At 71.8% G+C, this 16253-nt stretch carries 16 protein-coding genes; 8 read left to right on the forward strand and 8 right to left on the reverse strand.

The window, feature by feature from the left end; all coding sequences use genetic code 11:
- The first annotated feature begins 118 nt into the window (after window positions 1-118).
- Entirely contained in the window at window positions 119-1396 is a 1278-nt protein-coding gene (locus tag ABZ833_RS41080; RefSeq protein ID WP_361058357.1) for an MFS transporter, read from the forward strand.
- 225 nt (window positions 1397-1621) lie between these two features.
- On the opposite strand, the gene ABZ833_RS41085 is transcribed toward ABZ833_RS41080, so the two are convergent.
- The gene (locus ABZ833_RS41085; protein WP_361058302.1) at window positions 1622-2230 is read right to left on the reverse strand and encodes a DUF1349 domain-containing protein; all 609 of its coding nucleotides are present in this window, start codon (window positions 2228-2230) and stop codon (window positions 1622-1624) included.
- A gap of 5 nt (window positions 2231-2235) precedes the next feature.
- Window positions 2236-3765: an aldehyde dehydrogenase (NADP(+)) gene (locus ABZ833_RS41090; RefSeq protein ID WP_361058304.1), complete on the reverse strand. Its 1530-nt coding sequence runs from the start codon at window positions 3763-3765 to the stop codon at window positions 2236-2238.
- Between the two features lie 137 nt (window positions 3766-3902).
- Here ABZ833_RS41090 and ABZ833_RS41095 point away from each other — a divergent pair, with 137 nt between their 5' ends.
- From ABZ833_RS41095 to ABZ833_RS41120, 6 genes are all read left to right on the forward strand, one after another.
- Window positions 3903-4673: an IclR family transcriptional regulator gene (locus ABZ833_RS41095; protein ID WP_361058306.1), complete on the forward strand. Its 771-nt coding sequence runs from the start codon at window positions 3903-3905 to the stop codon at window positions 4671-4673.
- A 12-nt stretch (window positions 4674-4685) separates the two neighbouring features.
- Window positions 4686-5156 (forward strand): GNAT family N-acetyltransferase, encoded by a 471-nt coding sequence (locus ABZ833_RS41100; protein ID WP_361058359.1) that lies wholly within the window; start codon window positions 4686-4688, stop codon window positions 5154-5156.
- Window positions 5157-5315: 159 nt separating this feature from the next.
- Window positions 5316-6350, forward strand: a complete 1035-nt coding sequence (locus ABZ833_RS41105) for a hypothetical protein (RefSeq protein WP_361058308.1) — start codon at window positions 5316-5318, stop codon at window positions 6348-6350.
- Complete coding sequence (locus ABZ833_RS41110; RefSeq protein WP_361058310.1) at window positions 6347-7663, forward strand: histidine kinase; 1317 nt, start codon at window positions 6347-6349, stop codon at window positions 7661-7663. The genes ABZ833_RS41105 and ABZ833_RS41110 overlap by 4 nt, the downstream gene beginning before the upstream one ends.
- A complete protein-coding gene (locus ABZ833_RS41115; RefSeq protein WP_361058312.1) occupies window positions 7660-8328 on the forward strand; it encodes a response regulator transcription factor in 669 nt (222 codons plus the stop codon). Before ABZ833_RS41110 ends, ABZ833_RS41115 begins: the two co-directional genes overlap by 4 nt.
- 92 nt (window positions 8329-8420) lie before the next feature.
- Window positions 8421-9869, forward strand: coding sequence for a penicillin-binding transpeptidase domain-containing protein (locus ABZ833_RS41120; RefSeq protein ID WP_361058314.1), 1449 nt, complete (start codon window positions 8421-8423; stop codon window positions 9867-9869).
- A 54-nt stretch (window positions 9870-9923) separates the two neighbouring features.
- Here the strand turns inward: ABZ833_RS41120 and ABZ833_RS41125 are convergent, their stop codons facing one another.
- The 5 genes from ABZ833_RS41125 to ABZ833_RS41145 all read right to left on the reverse strand — a co-directional run bounded on the left by ABZ833_RS41125 (window position 9924) and on the right by ABZ833_RS41145 (window position 13523).
- Window positions 9924-10640 carry a hypothetical protein gene (locus ABZ833_RS41125; RefSeq protein ID WP_361058316.1) on the reverse strand — a complete coding sequence of 239 codons (717 nt, stop codon included), beginning with the start codon at window positions 10638-10640 and terminating at the stop codon, window positions 9924-9926.
- The gene (locus ABZ833_RS41130) at window positions 10637-10999 is read right to left on the reverse strand and encodes a PadR family transcriptional regulator (RefSeq protein WP_361058318.1); all 363 of its coding nucleotides are present in this window, start codon (window positions 10997-10999) and stop codon (window positions 10637-10639) included. The genes ABZ833_RS41125 and ABZ833_RS41130 overlap by 4 nt, the downstream gene beginning before the upstream one ends.
- A 2-nt stretch (window positions 11000-11001) precedes the next feature.
- Window positions 11002-11754: a CPBP family intramembrane glutamic endopeptidase gene (locus ABZ833_RS41135; RefSeq protein ID WP_361058320.1), complete on the reverse strand. Its 753-nt coding sequence runs from the start codon at window positions 11752-11754 to the stop codon at window positions 11002-11004.
- Between the two features lie 160 nt (window positions 11755-11914).
- Window positions 11915-12739: an HAD family acid phosphatase gene (locus ABZ833_RS41140; protein WP_361058322.1), complete on the reverse strand. Its 825-nt coding sequence runs from the start codon at window positions 12737-12739 to the stop codon at window positions 11915-11917.
- A 196-nt stretch (window positions 12740-12935) separates the two neighbouring features.
- Window positions 12936-13523 (reverse strand): TIGR03086 family metal-binding protein, encoded by a 588-nt coding sequence (locus ABZ833_RS41145; protein WP_361058324.1) that lies wholly within the window; start codon window positions 13521-13523, stop codon window positions 12936-12938.
- Between the two features lie 157 nt (window positions 13524-13680).
- On the opposite strand from ABZ833_RS41145, the gene ABZ833_RS41150 reads away from it, so the two are divergent.
- Window positions 13681-14889, forward strand: coding sequence for an MFS transporter (locus tag ABZ833_RS41150; protein ID WP_361058326.1), 1209 nt, complete (start codon window positions 13681-13683; stop codon window positions 14887-14889).
- Here ABZ833_RS41150 and ABZ833_RS41155 read toward each other — a convergent pair.
- Window positions 14864-16252 (reverse strand): S28 family serine protease, encoded by a 1389-nt coding sequence (locus ABZ833_RS41155; protein ID WP_361058328.1) that lies wholly within the window; start codon window positions 16250-16252, stop codon window positions 14864-14866. The two genes, ABZ833_RS41150 and ABZ833_RS41155, sit on opposite strands and share 26 nt — an antisense overlap.
- Between the last annotated feature and the right edge of the window lies 1 nt (window position 16253).

Genomic DNA, 16253 nt, shown 5'->3' on the forward strand with positions numbered 1-16253 from the left:
CACCGAAGGCTCCCGCGATCCGGGACACTTGACGCGGCCGGTCCCGGCTCCGGGCTCACCCCGCAAGGGCCGCACCTCCCCCGGCCGCACCTCCCCCGGCCTCACGCTCACCGCCGCCATGCTCGGCTTCGCCCTGATCACGCTCGACGCCTCCGTCGTGAACGTGGCGCTGCCCGCGATCGGTGACTCCCTGGGCGGCGGCATGTCCGGGCTCCAGTGGGTCGTGGACGCCTACACCCTGGCCTTCGCCGCCCTGATGCTCTCCACCGGCGCGCTCTCCGACCGGATCGGCGCGACCCGGGCGTACGCGATCGGCATCGCGGTGTTCACGGCCGCCTCGGTGGCGTGCGGCCTCGCGCCGTCCCTGCCCGTGCTGATCGGTGCGCGGGTGGTGCAGGGCGTGGCGGCCGCCGTGGTCCTGCCCGCCTCGCTCTCCCTCGTGCGCCAGGCCTACTCGGACGCGGCCAAGCGGGCGCGCGCGGTGGCGATGTGGGCGGCGGGCGGTTCGGTGGCGGTGGCGCTCGGCCCGGTCGCCGGCGGCGCGCTGACCACCGCGTGGGACTGGAGCGGCATCTTCTTCATCAACGTGCCCCTGGGGGCGGTGGCGTTGGTGCTCCTGCTGCGGGCGCCGCGCTCTGAGCGGCGGCCCGCGCCGCTGGACGTGCCGGGGCAGTTGCTCGCGGTCCTGACGCTGACGGCCGTGACGTTCGCCGTCATCGAGGGCGGTACGACGGGGCTGATCGCCCTGGTGGTGGCCGTGGCAGCGGGTTTGGCCTTCTGGCGGACGGAGGCGCGGCAGCCGCATCCGGTGGTGCCGCTCGGGCTCTTCCGCGACCGGACGGTCGCGATCACGGTGGCGGCCGGGGCCGCGTGCAGCGTCGCCTTCTACGGTCTCGTCTTCGTCTTCAGCCTCTTCTTCCAGGAGGTGCAGGGGCGTTCGGCGCTGTGGGCCGGGCTGATGTTCCTGCCGATGACGGGGCTCATCGCGGTGACGAACGTCTTCGCGGGGAAGCTGGCGGCGCGGGTGGGACCGCGGACGCCGATGCTGGCGGGGCAGTCGCTTGCCGTCCTGGGGCTGCTCGCACTGCTCTTCACCGACGCGTCGACGCCGGCGCTCGCCCTGGCGTTCCTCATGGTGCCGCTGGCACTGGGCTGCGCCCTGACGATCCCGCCGCTCACCGCGGCGATGATGGAGGCGGTCCCCGCAGACCGGGCGGGACTCGCCGCGGGGGTCCTCAACTCGGCCCGTCAGGTGTCGGGCGGCCTGGGGATCGCGGCCTTCGGAGGCCTGGTGGCGGGGGACTTCGTCTCGGGCATGCGGGTGAGTCTGCTGATCGCTGCGGGGCTGCTGGCGGCTTCGGGGGCGGCGACGCTGGGGCTGCGGCGGGGGCGCTGACTTTCCCCAACCCCGCCCCTTCCCGAAAACCCACTGGCGCGGGGGCCTTGGTCTCCGACATCACCGGCTCCGCCGAGTTCGTCCTCAAACGCCGGACAGGCTGGAAGCTTCCCGGCCCCGGCTGAACGATTCCAGCCGGGGCGGGGAAATCTCAGCCCCTCCGGCGTTTGAGGAGCGGGGGGCTGGGGGCGGAGCCCCCAGGAACGGCACGCCCCCCGCGGGGTACTAGGACCCGTCCCTGAGGCCCCGGGGCCAGTTCGGGCGGAATTCGAGCCCGTCGTACGTCACCACGCACCCCTCCCCCACCGGCGACTGCGCCATGAAGCCCACCAGGGCCGCGCCCGCCGTCTTCTCCTCGCCCAGCGAGAAGATCCGGACGAACGTCCACCGCTTCCCGTCCAGTGAGGCGTGGAACGCGAACGCCGAGCCCGTGCGGCTGATGCGGAGCCAGACGCTGCTGCCGCCCACCACGAAGGCGTTCGAGTCGTCGGAGCGGCCGCGGGTGACGACCGTGCAGACCGTCGCCTCGTCCGGCGACCGCTCCAGGCAGAGCTTCGCCCACTCCCGGTCGCCCACGTGCAGGTACAGCACGCCCGCGTCGAACGCCGCCGCGAAACCGACCGTCACCCGCGCGATCAGCTGGAAGTCCCCCTCGGGCGCGCCCAGGAGACGGGGCGCGTCCGACGCGGGGTCCAGCGCCTCGCCCGTCGGCGGCACGAAGCGGTCCTGCCGGGCGCCCGCCCAGCCGGTGAGCACCCCGTCCTCGTACGACCAGTTGCCGTCGGGGCCGTACGTGCGCAGGGAGAAGGGCAGTTCGGGGATGTTGACGTCCATGGGCGTCAGTGTTCCAGGCGCCCGTCGTAGCGACGCGGCAGCCCCAGAGGGTTGTCGTCCCGCAGCTCGGGCGGGAGCAGCGCGGCAGGCGTGTTCTGGTACGCGACAGGACGCAGCCAGCGTTCGATCGCCGTACCGCCCACGGAGGTCGAGGTGGACGTCGTCGCCGGGTACGGACCGCCGTGGTGCTGCGCGGGCGCCACCGCGACCCCGGTCGGCCACCCGTTGACCAGCACGCGCCCGGCCAGCGGCGTCAGCTCGGCGATCAGCGCCGCACCGCCGCCCTCGCCCGCGGCCTCCTCGGCCGACAGCTGCACCGTGGCCGTGAGGTTGCCGGGGAGGCGGGTGAGCACGTTGGTGATCTCCGCCTCGCTCTCGTAGCGCGCGACGACCGTCACCGGGCCGAAGCACTCCTCCAGGAGCAGGTCGTGCTCGCCCTCGTCGGCGAGCTTCGCCGCCGGAACCGTCAGGAACCCCGCGCTGACCGTGTGCTCGCTGCCCGCGCCCGGCGTCACCGGCGCGTCCACGTCCGGCAGCTCGCCCCGCTCCCGTACGCCCGCCACGAAGTTGTCCCGCATCCGGTGGTCGAGGAGCACCCCGGCCTCGGTGTCGCTGACCGCCTCCGTCAGGGACTTGACGAACCGGTCGCCGCCCGCGCCCGCCGGTGCGAAGACCAGGCCGGGCTTGACGCAGAACTGGCCGACGCCGAGCGTCATCGAGCCCGCGAGGCCCGCTCCGATCTCCTCGGCGCGCTCGACCGCCGCGGCCTCGGTCACGACGACCGGGTTGAGGGAGCCGAGCTCTCCGTGGAAGGGGATCGGCACGGGGCGGGCCGCCGCCGCGTCGAAGAGGGCGCGGCCGCCGCGGATCGAGCCCGTGAAGCCCGCGCCGGACACGAGCGGATGCTTGACGAGCTCCACGCCCGCGTCGAAGCCGTGCACGAGGCCGATGACGCCCTCGGGGATGTCGTGCAGGGCCGCGGCCCGCCGCAGCGTCGCCGCCACCAGCTCGGAGGTGGCCGGGTGGTCCGGGTGCGCCTTGACGACCACGGGGCAGCCCGCGGCGAGCGCGCTCGCGGTGTCGCCGCCGGGGACGGAGAAGGCGAAGGGGAAGTTGGACGCGGAGTAGACGGCCACGACGCCCAGCGGGATCTTGTAGCGCCGCAGGTCCGGGATGGGCGGGGTCGCGCTGCTGTCGGGGTGGTCGATGACGACGCCGAGGAACCCGCCCTCCTCGACCACGTCCGCGAAGGCCCGCAACTGGTAGCAGGTGCGGGCGAGTTCGCCGGTGAGCCGGACGGGACCGAGCGCGGTCTCCGCGTCCGCGGCCTCCACCAGGTGATCCTTCGCCCCGTCGAGCAGTTCGGCCGCCGAGCGCAGGAAGGCGGCGCGTACGGCACGTTCGGCGAGGGCGTCCTGGGCGGCCAGCGCGGCGCGTACCGCCTGGTCGACCTCTTGGGCTGTGGCTTCGACCGCAACCTGCTCGCGCTGCTTCCCGGTTCGGGGGTCGACACTCCAGACTGGTGCTGCTGCCACCGCGGGCTCCTCCAGAGGTGATGCCACAGATGTGCTGCCACCCACCTGGGGCTGTTCGATATGCTGAACGCTGTCTCCGATGATGAATAGCGGAGACTTCGGAGACTATTTCTCGTCGAACTAAGGGGTCAAGGGCGATGTCGGCTGGCGAGACTGGCGGGGCACAGGTCAAGTCCGCGGTGCGGACGGTGGAGTTGCTCGAATACTTCGCGGGCCGCCCCGGAATGCACTCCTTGGCCGCCGTCCAGGAAGCCGTCGGGTACCCCAAGTCCAGCCTCTACATGCTCCTGCGTACGTTGGTGGAGCTGGGCTGGGTGGAGACGGACGCGACGGGCACGCGGTACGGGATCGGGGTGCGGGCCCTGCTGGTCGGCACCTCGTACATCGACGGCGACGAAGTGGTGGCGGCGGCGCGTCCGACGCTCGACCGCCTCTCGGACGACACCACGGAGACGATCCACCTGGCGCGCCTCGACGGCACGAACGTGGTCTATCTCGCCACGCGCCAGTCACAGCACTACCTCCGCCCCTTCACACGGGTGGGCCGCCGCCTCCCCGCGCACTCGACGTCCCTGGGCAAGGCGCTGCTCGCCACCCACACCGACGAGCAGGTCCGCAAGATGCTCCCGGATACGCTGCCCGCGCTGACCGAGCACACGATCACCGACCGCGAGAAGCTGATCGAGGAGCTGCGCACGGTCCGCGAGCAGGGCTTCGCGGTGGACCGCGAGGAGAACACGCTGGGCCTGCGCTGCTTCGGCGTGGCGATCCCGTACCGCACGCCCGCGCGCGACGCGATCAGCTGCTCCGTGCCGGTGGCGCGGCTGACGCCGGCGCACGAGCAGATGGTGAAGGACGCGTTGTTCGACGCGCGGGACCGGCTGACACTGGCGACTCGTAGGCTCTGAGCCATGGCCACCATGGATGTCAGTCTCCGCCCCGTCCACGACAGCGATCTCCCCGTCTTCTACCGGCAGATGAACGACCCCGAGTCGAACCGCGTCGCCGCGTTCACCTCGCCGAAGACGGCGGACTGGACGCTCTTTGAAGGCCACTGGAAGGGGCTTCGGGAGTCGGCCGACGTGGTCGTGCGGACGGTCCTCGCGGACGGTGACGTGGTGGGCAGCGCGGCGGTGTACGGGGAGCGGGGCCACCGCGAGGTCACCTACTGGATCGACCGCTACCACTGGGGCCGGGGCCTCGCCACGGCCGCCTTGCGGGGTCTGCTGGCGGAGGTGGCGGAACGCCCGCTGTACGCGCGGGCGGCTGCGGACAACGCGGGGTCCCTGCGAGTCCTGGAGAAGTGCGGCTTCCGGGTCACCGCCGCCGAGCGGGGCTTCGCGCATGCGCGGGGCGAGGAGATCGATGAGGCTGTGCTGATGCTGGCGTAGGAGCCCAGCAGCCGGGTCTTGGGCGCCGTCATCACCGGCTTCGCCGAGTTCGTCCTCAAACGCCGGACGGGCTGGATTCCTCACCCTCCCCCGCACGGCGGACCCGGATCATCGCCACGCAGGACGTGCCCCAGGCCCCGCCCCGGGAGCGTAGGGACCATGAGCCAGACACTCGTCCCCGCCGCGCCCGCCCCGGCACCCGTGGCCACACCCCGCTCCCGCCAGGCCCTGCGCGCCCTCGCGATCCTCGCCGCCCTCCCCTACCTCACCCTCAAGATCGCCTGGATCGCGGGCAGCCACCTCGGCATCCCCGAGGACAGCAGCCTCCTCGAACACCGCACCACCATGATCTTCGCCAACGCCCTCACCGTCCTGATGGACGCCTGCGTCATCCTCCTCGCGCTGCTCCTGACCCGCCCCTGGGGCCTGCGGACCCCCGCATGGCTGCTCGCGTTCCCCATGTGGGCCGCCACCGGGCTGCTGATGCCGATCATGGCCGGGTTCCCGCTCCAGCTCCTGGTCAAGGCCCTCGGCGGCAGCATCAACCGGCCCTCGGAGGACGGCGGAAGCGGTGCCTTTCTCGACGAGTGGGTCTTCGGCGTCGTCTACGGCGGCTTCATCCTCCAAGGCCTCGCCCTCGGCGCCCTGTTCGTCCTGTACGCACGGGACCGCTGGGGACACGTGTGGCAGGGCCGCCTCTGGGATCTGCCCCGCCCGACCACCCCCACCCGCCGCAGCCTTCAGCGCGGCACGGCCATCGCCGCCGCCGTCCTGGCCCTCGCCCCCGCCGCCCTGCACCTCCTCTGGGCCACCGGCTCCACCTTCGGCCTCAACGAGGCGCGGATCGAAGGGCGTACGACCGACTTCTACGTCCTCGAAGCGCTGGATCTGGTCTACCTCGCCGCAGCCGTGGCCGGCGGGCTGCTCATCGCCTTCCGGTGGGCTCCCGCGCTGCCCGTCAAGGTGCCGCTCGCCCTCGCCTGGCTCGGCTCGGGCGCGGTCACCTGCTGGGGCGGATGGCTGCTGTTCGCCTCGCTCGGCGGCGTCGACGACATCGCCGAGCAGCCCACGCCGCTGATGATCCTGACCTACGCTGTGCGGATGATCATCGGGACGCTCGTGGCCGCTCTCGGGGTGTGTTTCTTCAAGGAGCGGGCGCGCGCGGCTGCCCCGGCCCCACGGCTCCCTGCGTGAAGACGCTCGCGTCGGCCCTGTTCGGGCGGCGGGCGCGGCGCCGGTGGATCCATCTGATCCTCGGCGGCGCGCTCGCCATGCCGTACGTCTTCGTGGGCTCCGTCATCGTCGGGCCGCTGCTCGGCGAGGACAACGTCTTCGGCTCGCTCACCGCCCAACTCGGCGCGTTCGCAGCAGGGTTGCCGCTCGCCGCGATCACCGCGCTGTTCCCGCTCACCCGGCCCATGTCGGTGGCCGCCGTGCGCGCCCTGTGCGACGTGCCGGGCGATGCGCTCGCCGACGGGCCCGCGCGGTCCCGGCAGGCGCGTGGGCGCACCGTCGCGTGGTTCACGCTGCACCTCGGGTTCGGCGGGATCATCAGCGGAATGTCGCTCGCGCTGCCGCCGTTCGCGGCGGTGCTCATCGCCCTGCCATTCACCGCTGTGCTGCGAGGCAGCCGGATCGGGATGCCCGAAGTCTTCGGCGAGGGCTGGATGCTGGCGCTCTGCCCGGTCATCGGGGTCCTCTCCCTGGCCGCGCTCGCGGGGTGCGCCGCCGTGGCCGGGGGCCTGCTCGCGCGCTGGGCGCCCGACCTCCTCGGCCCCTCTCCCGCCGACCGGCTCGCGGCGGCCGAGCAGCGCGCCGCCGACCTCGCCGTGCGCAACCGGCTCGCGAGGGAGCTGCACGACTCGGTGGGCCACGCCCTGAGCGCCGTCACGCTCCAGGCGAGCGCCGCCCGCAGGGTCCTGGACCGCGACCCGGAGTTCGTCCGCGAGGCGCTGGCCGCCATCGAGGAGACGACCCGGCGCACGGTCGGCGAACTCGACGCTGTCCTGGGGGTGTTGAGGGAGGGAGGCGACGGACAGGCGAGCCCGACCGCGCCCGCTCCCACCCTCTCGGCCGACCTCGACGGGCTCCTCAAGCGCACCCGCGCGGGCGGCCTGCGCGTGAAGGCCACGGTCGAGCTCGGCCCCGGAGGCCCGGACGCCCTGCCCCCGATGGTGTCCCGGGAGGCCTACCGCATCGTCCAGGAGAGCCTGAGCAACGCCCTGCGGCACGCGGGCCCCGACGCCCCCGTGACGCTCCGGATCGCCCTGGACGGCGCCGACCTGGAGATCCTCGCGGAGAACCCGCTGCCCCTCGGCGCCCCCGCGTCCCGCCCCGGCGGCGGCCACGGCCTGCGCGGCATCACCGACCGGGCCAGGCTCCTCGGCGGCACGGTCCGGACGGGCCCCGCCGACGGGGTGTGGCGCGTGAGCGTACGACTGCCCCTGAAGGGCCCCGCCGAGGGGACCCGCACGACGACCGACCCGAAGGGACCCGTACACCCATGACCCACACGGCCGCGGCCCCCATCCGCATCGTCCTCGCCGACGACGAGCGCATGGTGCGCACCGCCCTGCGCGTGATCCTCTCCGCCGAGCCCGACCTGGAGGTCGTCGGCGAGGCGGCGAGCGGCGCGGAGGCGGTGTCCGTCGTGCGCGAGCTGAACCCCGACGTGGTGCTCATGGACGTACGCATGCCGGAGATCGACGGCATCCGGGCCACCGAGCAGATCCTGCAGACGCAGGCGGACCCGCCGCGCATCGTGGTCGTCACGACCTTCGAGAACGACTCCTACGTGTACGAGGCGCTGCGCGCCGGGGCCTCCGGGTTCCTGCTCAAGCGGGCCGACGCGGACTCGCTCGTCCAGGCGGTGCGGCTCGTCGCGCGCAGCGACTCGCTGCTCTTCCCCGCGGCGGTGCGCGCCCTTGCGGCCGAACACGCGCGCGCGAAGCCCGCGGCGCCGGCCTGGGTGGCCAGGCTGACGGGGCGCGAGAGCGAGGTGCTCAGGCTGATGGCGGCGGGCCTGACCAACGCGGAGATCGCGGGGCGGATGGGCGTGGGCCCTGCGACGGTGAAGACACATGTGGCCTCGGTGCTTGCCAAGACGGGCGCGCGGGACCGTACACAGGCGGTGATCGCGGCGTACGAGGCGGGCTTCATGAACACGGAGTGACCGCGCGGCCGCGGTCTCCCGCAGTATGAGGAATCTCTAAGAAACCCGGCAGAACGGAACGAATGCATCCGCGCCGGTCGTCTTTTCACGGGATGAACAAGACGATCAGGCACGCCTCGGTCTTCACGCTGCTGCTCGTGCTCGCCCTCCTGGTGCGGGCGACGTGGGTGCAGTTCTACGACTCGAAGGCGCTCGCGGACGAGAAGCTGAACCGGCGCAACGCGATCGAGCAGTATGCGAACCCGCTGGGCGACATCATCGTGGGCGGTGACGCCGTCACCGGCTCCGAGCGGACGAAGGGCGGCGACCTCAAGTACAAACGCACCTACAAGGACGGCGATCTGTACTCGGCCGTCACGGGCTACAGCTCGCAGGTGTACGGAGCGACGCAGATCGAGGGCATTTACAAGGACGTCCTCGACGGCACCGACACGCGGCTGAAGAACCCCCTGGACACGGTCACGAACAAGCGCGCCGATCCGGGTGACGTGGTCACGACCATCGACCCGGCGGTGCAGAAGGCCGCGTACAAGTCGCTCGGCGACAAGAAGGGCGCGGCGGTCGCCGTCGACCCGAAGACGGGCAAGATCCTCGGGATGGTGTCGACGCCTTCGTACGACCCCTCCGACATCAGCGGTTCCACGGACTCCAAGGAGTGGAAGGCGCTCCTGAAGGACGAGGACAAGCCGCTGGTCAACCGCGCGCTGCGGCAGCCGCTGCCGCCGGGTTCGACGTTCAAGCTGGTCGTCGCGGCGGCGGCCCTGGAGGACGGGCTCTACGGCTCGGCGGACACCAGGACCGACAGCCCGAACCCGTACACGCTGCCCGGCACGACCACCGTCCTGAAGAACGAGAACGCGAGCGCGCCCTGCGAGGACGCCACGATCCGTACGGCGCTCCAGTACTCGTGCAACAACGTCTTCGCGAAGATCGCCGTCGACCTGGGCCAGGACAAGGTCAAGTCGATGGCCGAGAAGATGGGCTTCAACGCCGACAAGCTGGACGTGCCGGTGCGCGCGTCCGAGAGCGTGTACCCCTCGGACATGGACAAGGCCCAGACCGCCCTGACCGGCATCGGCCAGTTCGACGTGACGGCGACGCCGCTCCAGATGTCGATGGTCACGGGCGCGATCGCCAACGGCGGTGAGCTGGTCTCGCCGCACATGGTGTCCCAGATCACCGACTCGAACGGCGATGTCCTCGATTCGTTCGACGACGCGGACTCCGAGCGCGTGATGAGCGAGGACACGGCGAGCCAGTTGCAGTCGGCCATGGAGACGGTCGTCGAGAAGGGTACGGGCACGAACGCGCGGATCAGCGGCGCGGACGTGGGCGGCAAGACGGGTACAGCCCAGCACGGCGAGAACAACAGCAAGACGCCGTACGCCTGGTTCACCTCGTACGCCAAGGGCAGCGACGGCAAGGAGGTCGCGGTGGCGGTCATCATCGAGTCCTCGGACGCGGCGAGGTCGGAGGTGAGCGGCAACGGCCTGGCGGCGCCGATCGCGAGGGCGATGATGTCGGCGGCGCTCAAGTCCTAGCTCTGGATCCTCCGCGGGGTGCCGTTCACACAGCGAGACGGCACCCCGCGGAGGTCAACGGCGCGCACGCCACACCTGCAAGCCCCACAGACCAGCGAGCGGAACCAAGGCCCCCACCAAGAGCCCCCCGGCGAAGCCGAACCCACTGTCGGCGTCGCCGTCATCGACGGCGACGGCAACCCCCGCCAGCACGACAGCAAGCGCCGCGACCCCCACCAGCACATAGAACCGCCGACTGAAGAAGCGCCACCGCCCCGGCACCCCCGGCGGAGCCGAAATCTCCGCCCCCGGCCCAAGGCTCGCGGCCAGCGGCCGCTTGAACCACGCGTAGACGATCCAGTTCCCGCAGGCCTCCCACCCTTCGGGGGCAAGCCGCTCGTCAAGCCCCTCACGCCCCCGCGTGACCAGCTCACGCCGGTACTCCCACCGCTGCGGCCGCTCAAGATCCCGGTGGCTGACGAAGCGCCCGAGCGCGTCGACCCGCTCGACCTCCCACCCCTCGCCGCCGAAGCGGTTCAGGAGCTCTTCGTCGACGTACGTGTCGGCGGTCCACCGCCACGTCTCGACATGCGCCTCGGGGACCTCGGGCTCGTGGCCCCCCGCGGGCACCAGCTCGCGGGCGAACTCCTCGACAGGCCCGAACTCGGCCTCCGGGTCCGCGCCACCCGACTCCTCCAGGTGCGCCGCCAGATCCGCGACGGTCGCCTCGACGCGGTCGGACGGCACCCCCTCCTGCCGCAACTGCGCGGCAAGGTCATCGAAGTAGCTCATCGCACGCCCGCCTTCGCAAGGACCTCACGCACCGATCCGTCGAAGGCGAGCCACAGCCCGCCCTGCTCGCCGAGAGTGGCGCGTCCGGCATCCGTGAGGGAGTAGTAGCGCCGCCCAGGGCCCTTCTCCGTGGCCCGGAACTCGGCGGCGACCAGGCCCGCCTCCTCGAGGCGGTTCAGCACGGGATAGAGCGTGCCGCCCTTGATCTGGCCGAACCCGGCGGCGCCGAGCAGCTTGGCGATCTCGTAGCCGTAGCTCTCGCCGTCGGTGAGGCCAGCGAGCACGAGGAGATCGAGTACGCCCTTGAACCAGCTGGCACGGCGGTCGGGCCTGGCGCCCCCGGAGGCGGATGCGGTCATGGTCAGCTGCCCTTCGCGGCCGGTGCGTACGCGGGCACGGAACCGATCGGCTCCGGTTCGGGGAGGGTCAAGTCCCGCACGGACAGGGCGACATGGATGGCGACGGGCAGCAGCAGGCTCCCGGTCGACACATAGAGCCCGGCGAGCAGCGCCCCCACGACGGCGAAGGCGATGACACCACTGCGGCCCTGGTAGCAGCCCGCGACGGCGTACACGAGCACCGAAAGGGCCGCAGCCGCATAAAGGTTGAGGCCGAGCACACCGGCGCCGAAGGCGATCAGGAGCCCGCGGTAGACGAGTTCGGCGCAGATGCCGTCGGTCACGGCGACGGCGATCGCGAGGCGGCGCTCCTGTGCCGTGCGCGGCAGCATCGCCCGGATGGAGGCGAGCCCCGGCACGTTCCTGCCGTCTTCGGCGAGGGCGCGCATCTTCCGCCCGGACACCACGGTGACGGCCACCACCGCGACGATGACGACGGCCGTGGACACCGGCGATGCGGGCGCCGCGATGCCGAGGTCGGACGCGGCCATGGCCGGCGAGAGCAGCAGCGCCAGCAGGGCGAGCGCGGCGAAGAGCCACCAGAAGACGAGTACGAAGGTGAAGTAGCCGACGAGAGCGCGCGGTTCGGTGTCGCGGCGGCGGGCGAGCGAGCCGTAGAGACGGCGGCCGAGCCAGGGCTCACCGAGCAGCAGATAGGCGCCGAGCGCGGCCGTGACAGCCGTGGACGCGGCCGAGAAGTCCGGCGAGACGGTCATGGTGGGATCCCCCTTCCCGAAGGGGCCGCGACGGCGTTCCGCGCGGCCCCATGAGCATGTGAGCTACCTAGACCGTAGAGCGACCTAGTCAGGAATGCAACCTATCTCGCGATGCCGACACCGACGTCGACACCGACATCGACATCGAGCAGCGTCAGGCCTACTCCACGAAGTACGTCGGGTTCGGCAGCTTGTACGTCTTGTCCGCGTAACCGCCCGCCAGGTCGGAGACCTGGTCGCCGAAGCTGCCGACGATGTCGTAGCCGGTCGACTCGATGTGCTTGCGGGTGCCTTCCTTGAACTGCACGGTGGTGCACTCCCACTTGGCGGGGGTGGCGCAGTGGCTCAGGTAGGCGGGCGGGGCGGTCTTGTTCTTGGTGAACACGTGCCCCGTGTCGAGCTGCGTGTCGTACCCGGCCTTGGCGAGGTTGGTGACCGCGCCCTCGCGCTGCGACTCGCTCAGACCGGTGAGGAAGAAGACCTCGACGCCCTTGCCCTTGGCGTACTTGACGAGTTCGGGCATGCCGAAGACGGCGGGACGTTTGGCCGCCTTCACGTAGGCGTCCCACGTGGTGTTGTTGTAGGTGTAGTTGGTGGTCTTCTCGTAGTCGAAGCTGAGCAGCGAGGTGTCGTCCACGTCGAGGACGATCGCGGGCTTCTTGCCGTGACCGCCGCCCTTCGCGCCATGACCGCCGCTCTTCGCGCCGTGCGCCGCGGCCTTCCTGATGTCCTTCTTCGCCTTCGCCTGGATGCGCGCCAGGTCCTTGGCGTACGGACTGTCGGGCGAGGAGCGCCAGACGCCGTCGGCGTCCTGGTACGCGCCGTAGTAGTCGTCGATCTCGCCGACGAGCACGCCGATGTTCTGGGGTTCGGCGGTGTGCCGCGCCGAGGCGTTGTCGGCGGTGGCGGCGCCGGTGCCGTACAGCGCGGCTCCGGCGACGGCACAGGCGGTGGCGATGCCGGCCATCCGTAGGGACTTGCGCATAGGTCGTTTTCTCCGGATCAGAGTCAGATTCAGGGTGTGTACAGGGCGACAAGTCCGAGCAGGTCAACACCTGTCTACGCGCACTGTCTACGCGCATCACTCCGCACCCCGCGAGACCCTTTACCCGATCGATACTCGATCCTGGGAAAGCCTGGGCCTACGTCCCTGGCCCGCGCCCCCTGCCCACATCCCTGCCCTACACCCCGGGCGACCACCCCGGGTCCCGCCCGCTGAGACCGATCACGCGGTCGAGCAGCGGGGCTTCGTCCGGCACCGGGACCACGGGCCCGAAGAGGCTGTTGCCGGACGTGTCGCCCTCCTCGGGCGTGAGCAACGCCTCGGCCACCCCGAGGCTCGCCTCGTCGGGGTCGTACGCCTGGCCCGTCGCCCGCGCCAAGTCCCAGCCGTGCACGACGAGTTCGTCCATGGCGACGGCGCCCGCGACGGCACCCGGCAGATCGAGGCCGCCCGCCCGGGTCATGCCCTCCCACGCGGCCGGATCGCGCCACACCTCCACCAGCTCGTCGAGCAGCTTCGGCAGGTCGGTGCGCCAGCCGGGGCCGAGCTGCGGCACGGCGCTGCCCGGGTCCTGGTCGAGCCCCGGTCCCAGGTCCTTGCGCCCGGCGTCCCGGAACGCGCCCGTGAGCCCGACGAGATGGCCAAGGATATGGCGCACCTCGTACTCCGGGCAGGGCGTGGGCCCCGAGAGCTGCGATTCGGTGACGCCCTCCGCGATGCCCGCCACCAGCCGGGCCTGCGGCTCGAAGTCGATCATGTCCGTCATGGATCCTCCCGCATCTCGGCGGCCCTGACCCACGGACCGCTGCTGTCCTGCCCTGTAGACCGGCCCGGAGCCCGGAACTCATCGCCGAAGCCGAGGGGGGCGTCTACCGCACCTGCCCTATGCCCGGCCGGGGGCCTTAGCGCCACCATCACCTGCCATGACATCCACGATCACGCGGGTCCTGCGCCACCGCGACGCGAGCCTCTGCCTGGGCGCGGTGGTGGTCTCCGGCTTCGGGAGCTCCGCGATGTGGCTGGTCTCCGGGATCTGGGTGAAGGAACTGACCGGCTCGGACGGCCTGGCCGCGCTGTGCACCTTCGCCCTCTGGGCCCCTGCCCTGATCGGCCCCCTCCTGGGCACGATCGCCGACCGCACCCGCCGTGTCCCCCTGCTCATCGGCGCGAACCTGGCCCTGGGCGCTCTCCTGACATCCCTGGTGTTCGTCGACTCCCCGGCCACCCTGTGGATCCTCTACACGGTGCTCTTCCTGTACGGGGCGTGCGGCGCCGTCACCGACGCGGCGGAGGCGGCCCTGGTGACGGCGGCCGTCGGCAAGGACCTGGCGGGTGACTTCAACGGCCTGCGGATGTCCGCGAACGAGGGCATGAAGCTCATCGCGCCGCTCGCCGGAGCCGGTCTCTTCGCCGCCTGCGGAGGCGCCCAGGTGGCACTCCTGGACGCCGCCACCTTCGTACTCGCGGCGGGGATGTTCACGCTGCTGCGGGTGCGGGAGGACGTGCCGGTAGGTGCCGCGTCGGGCTGGCGGGCGCAGACCGCGGAGGGGACACGCCACTTGTGGAACAACCCGCGGCTGCGCCCCCTCGTCCTCGCGGGCGGCCTGACCATGCTGACGTCGGGGATCAGCGGGGCGGCGATCTACGCGGTCGTGGAGGGACTCGGCCACTCCCCCGCGTACACGGGCGTGCTGTACGTCGTGCAGGGCGCGGGGTCGGTGGCGGTGGGCGTCGCTTCGGGCACGCTGATGCGCCGCTTCGAAGGACGCCGCTTCGGCGGGGCGAGCATCGCACTCACCGCGCTCGCCGTGGTCCTGCACGCGCTGCCGTACGACGTGACGGCTCTCGCGGGCAGCCTCGCCAACGGTCTGGGGCTGCCGTGCGCGCTGATCGCGGGCATGACGGCGGTGCAGCGCGAGACGCCGCAGGCCCTCCTCGGACGCGCGGCGGCGACGGCGAACACCCTGATGTTCACGCCGACGGCAGTGGGCATCGCCATGGGCGCGGTCCTCGTCGAGACCGTCGACTACCGGCTCCTGCTGCCGGTCCTCGCAGGGGCGCGACTGCTGATCGCCGCACCCCTGCTCATGTCCCGTTCGCGGCCGGCTACTTCACGTCGGCCCAGCGCTTGACGTGGGCGACCGCCTCCGCCAGCTCGGCGGGGGGCAGCTTCTCGATCGCGTTGCCGTGGTGGGCGCCGGGCGCCACGTAGCGGTACGAGTCGTGCTTGCCGGGCGTGAACTTCTCGGCGCTCCACGGGTCGTTCTCCGCGTAGATGAAGAGCATCCGCTCGCCCTTGGTCCTCACCCAGCGGTCGACGTCGGCGACGGTCCTGCCGTCGTAGGTGCCGCCCCGCATGGCGGCGGGGAGCGACGAGTCGGGGTGCCGCAGGCCCGGGTAACGAAGCAGGCCGTCGAGATGGTCGAACTTCAGCTCTGCCCAGCCGAGTTGCGTGGCGGCCTGCCGGTCGTGGGGGCCGCCGCCGTGGGTGCCGAGGACCTCGTCCTCGAACATGCCCATGCCGTTCTTCCGCGACCAGGAGTACAGCTCGTCGTCCGTGGCCTTGTCCGCATCGGGCACGGTCGGGCACTTGTCGATCCCGCCGCTCTGCCAGAAGCCCCACACCTGTTCGAGCACGCCCCGCTCGTAGGCGCGGTCCGCGGTGCCGAGGTTCTCCTCGAAGGTGGCGCCTTCCCGCTGCGCCTCCGCCTCGAACTTGGGGAGCAGCGCCTCGCGGCGTACCAGCATCTCGCGCTGAACGGCGTTCAGGGCGTCCCGGCACTCGCGCGTCCCGACCGTCCTGAAGAAGCGCTCGTAGGCCCTGTCGTCCTTGTTGTCGGCGTCGTTCGGCGCGACGACCGCGACGACTCCGTCCAGGTCGCCGGGGTAATAGCGCTCGTGGTACGTCGCCGCCATGCCGCCCTTGCTGGCGCCGACGCCGATCCACTTGCCCTTCTCGACGCCGCGCAGCGCCTGGGTGAGACGGTGCTCGTCGGCGGCCTCCTGCTGCACGGTGAGCTTGGACCAGTCGTCGCCCGCGGGCCCCGTGGGACGCGACCCCTCGAAGTAACGGTGCTCCAGGCTCACTTGGTTGGCGTCGAGGATGTCGGTGAGAGGGGTGACTTCGCTGTAGAGGTCGTAGCCCGGGGTGAAGAGGACCGTCGGCTTGTCCGTCGCCTTGTGCCAGAGCGTGAGGCGCTGGGTGAAGGTGCCCGCGCCCGGATCGCGGTGGTCGACGGGCTGGGCGTAGGTGAGCGAGTAGCGGGGGTGGCCCCGCACGTCGTCCACGCCGGTGACCGTCATGCCCGGGATGCTCTCCAGGCGTTCACGGAAGTCGTCGGCCTGGGCCCCCGTCGCGCCGGCGGGTGTCCGCGCCGCCGCAGGCACGGACCCGGCCAGCACGGCCGAGCCCGCGAGCACCCCTGCGCATATCAGCGCGGACGCCCCTTTGGCGCCCCTGGACCCCTTGGTTCTCCCGGTCTCCTTGTCGCGCACC

Origin of the sequence: Streptomyces sp. NPDC047525 (genome assembly GCF_040643025.1) — a bacterium.
Lineage (GTDB): Bacteria > Actinomycetota > Actinomycetes > Streptomycetales > Streptomycetaceae > Streptomyces > Streptomyces durmitorensis.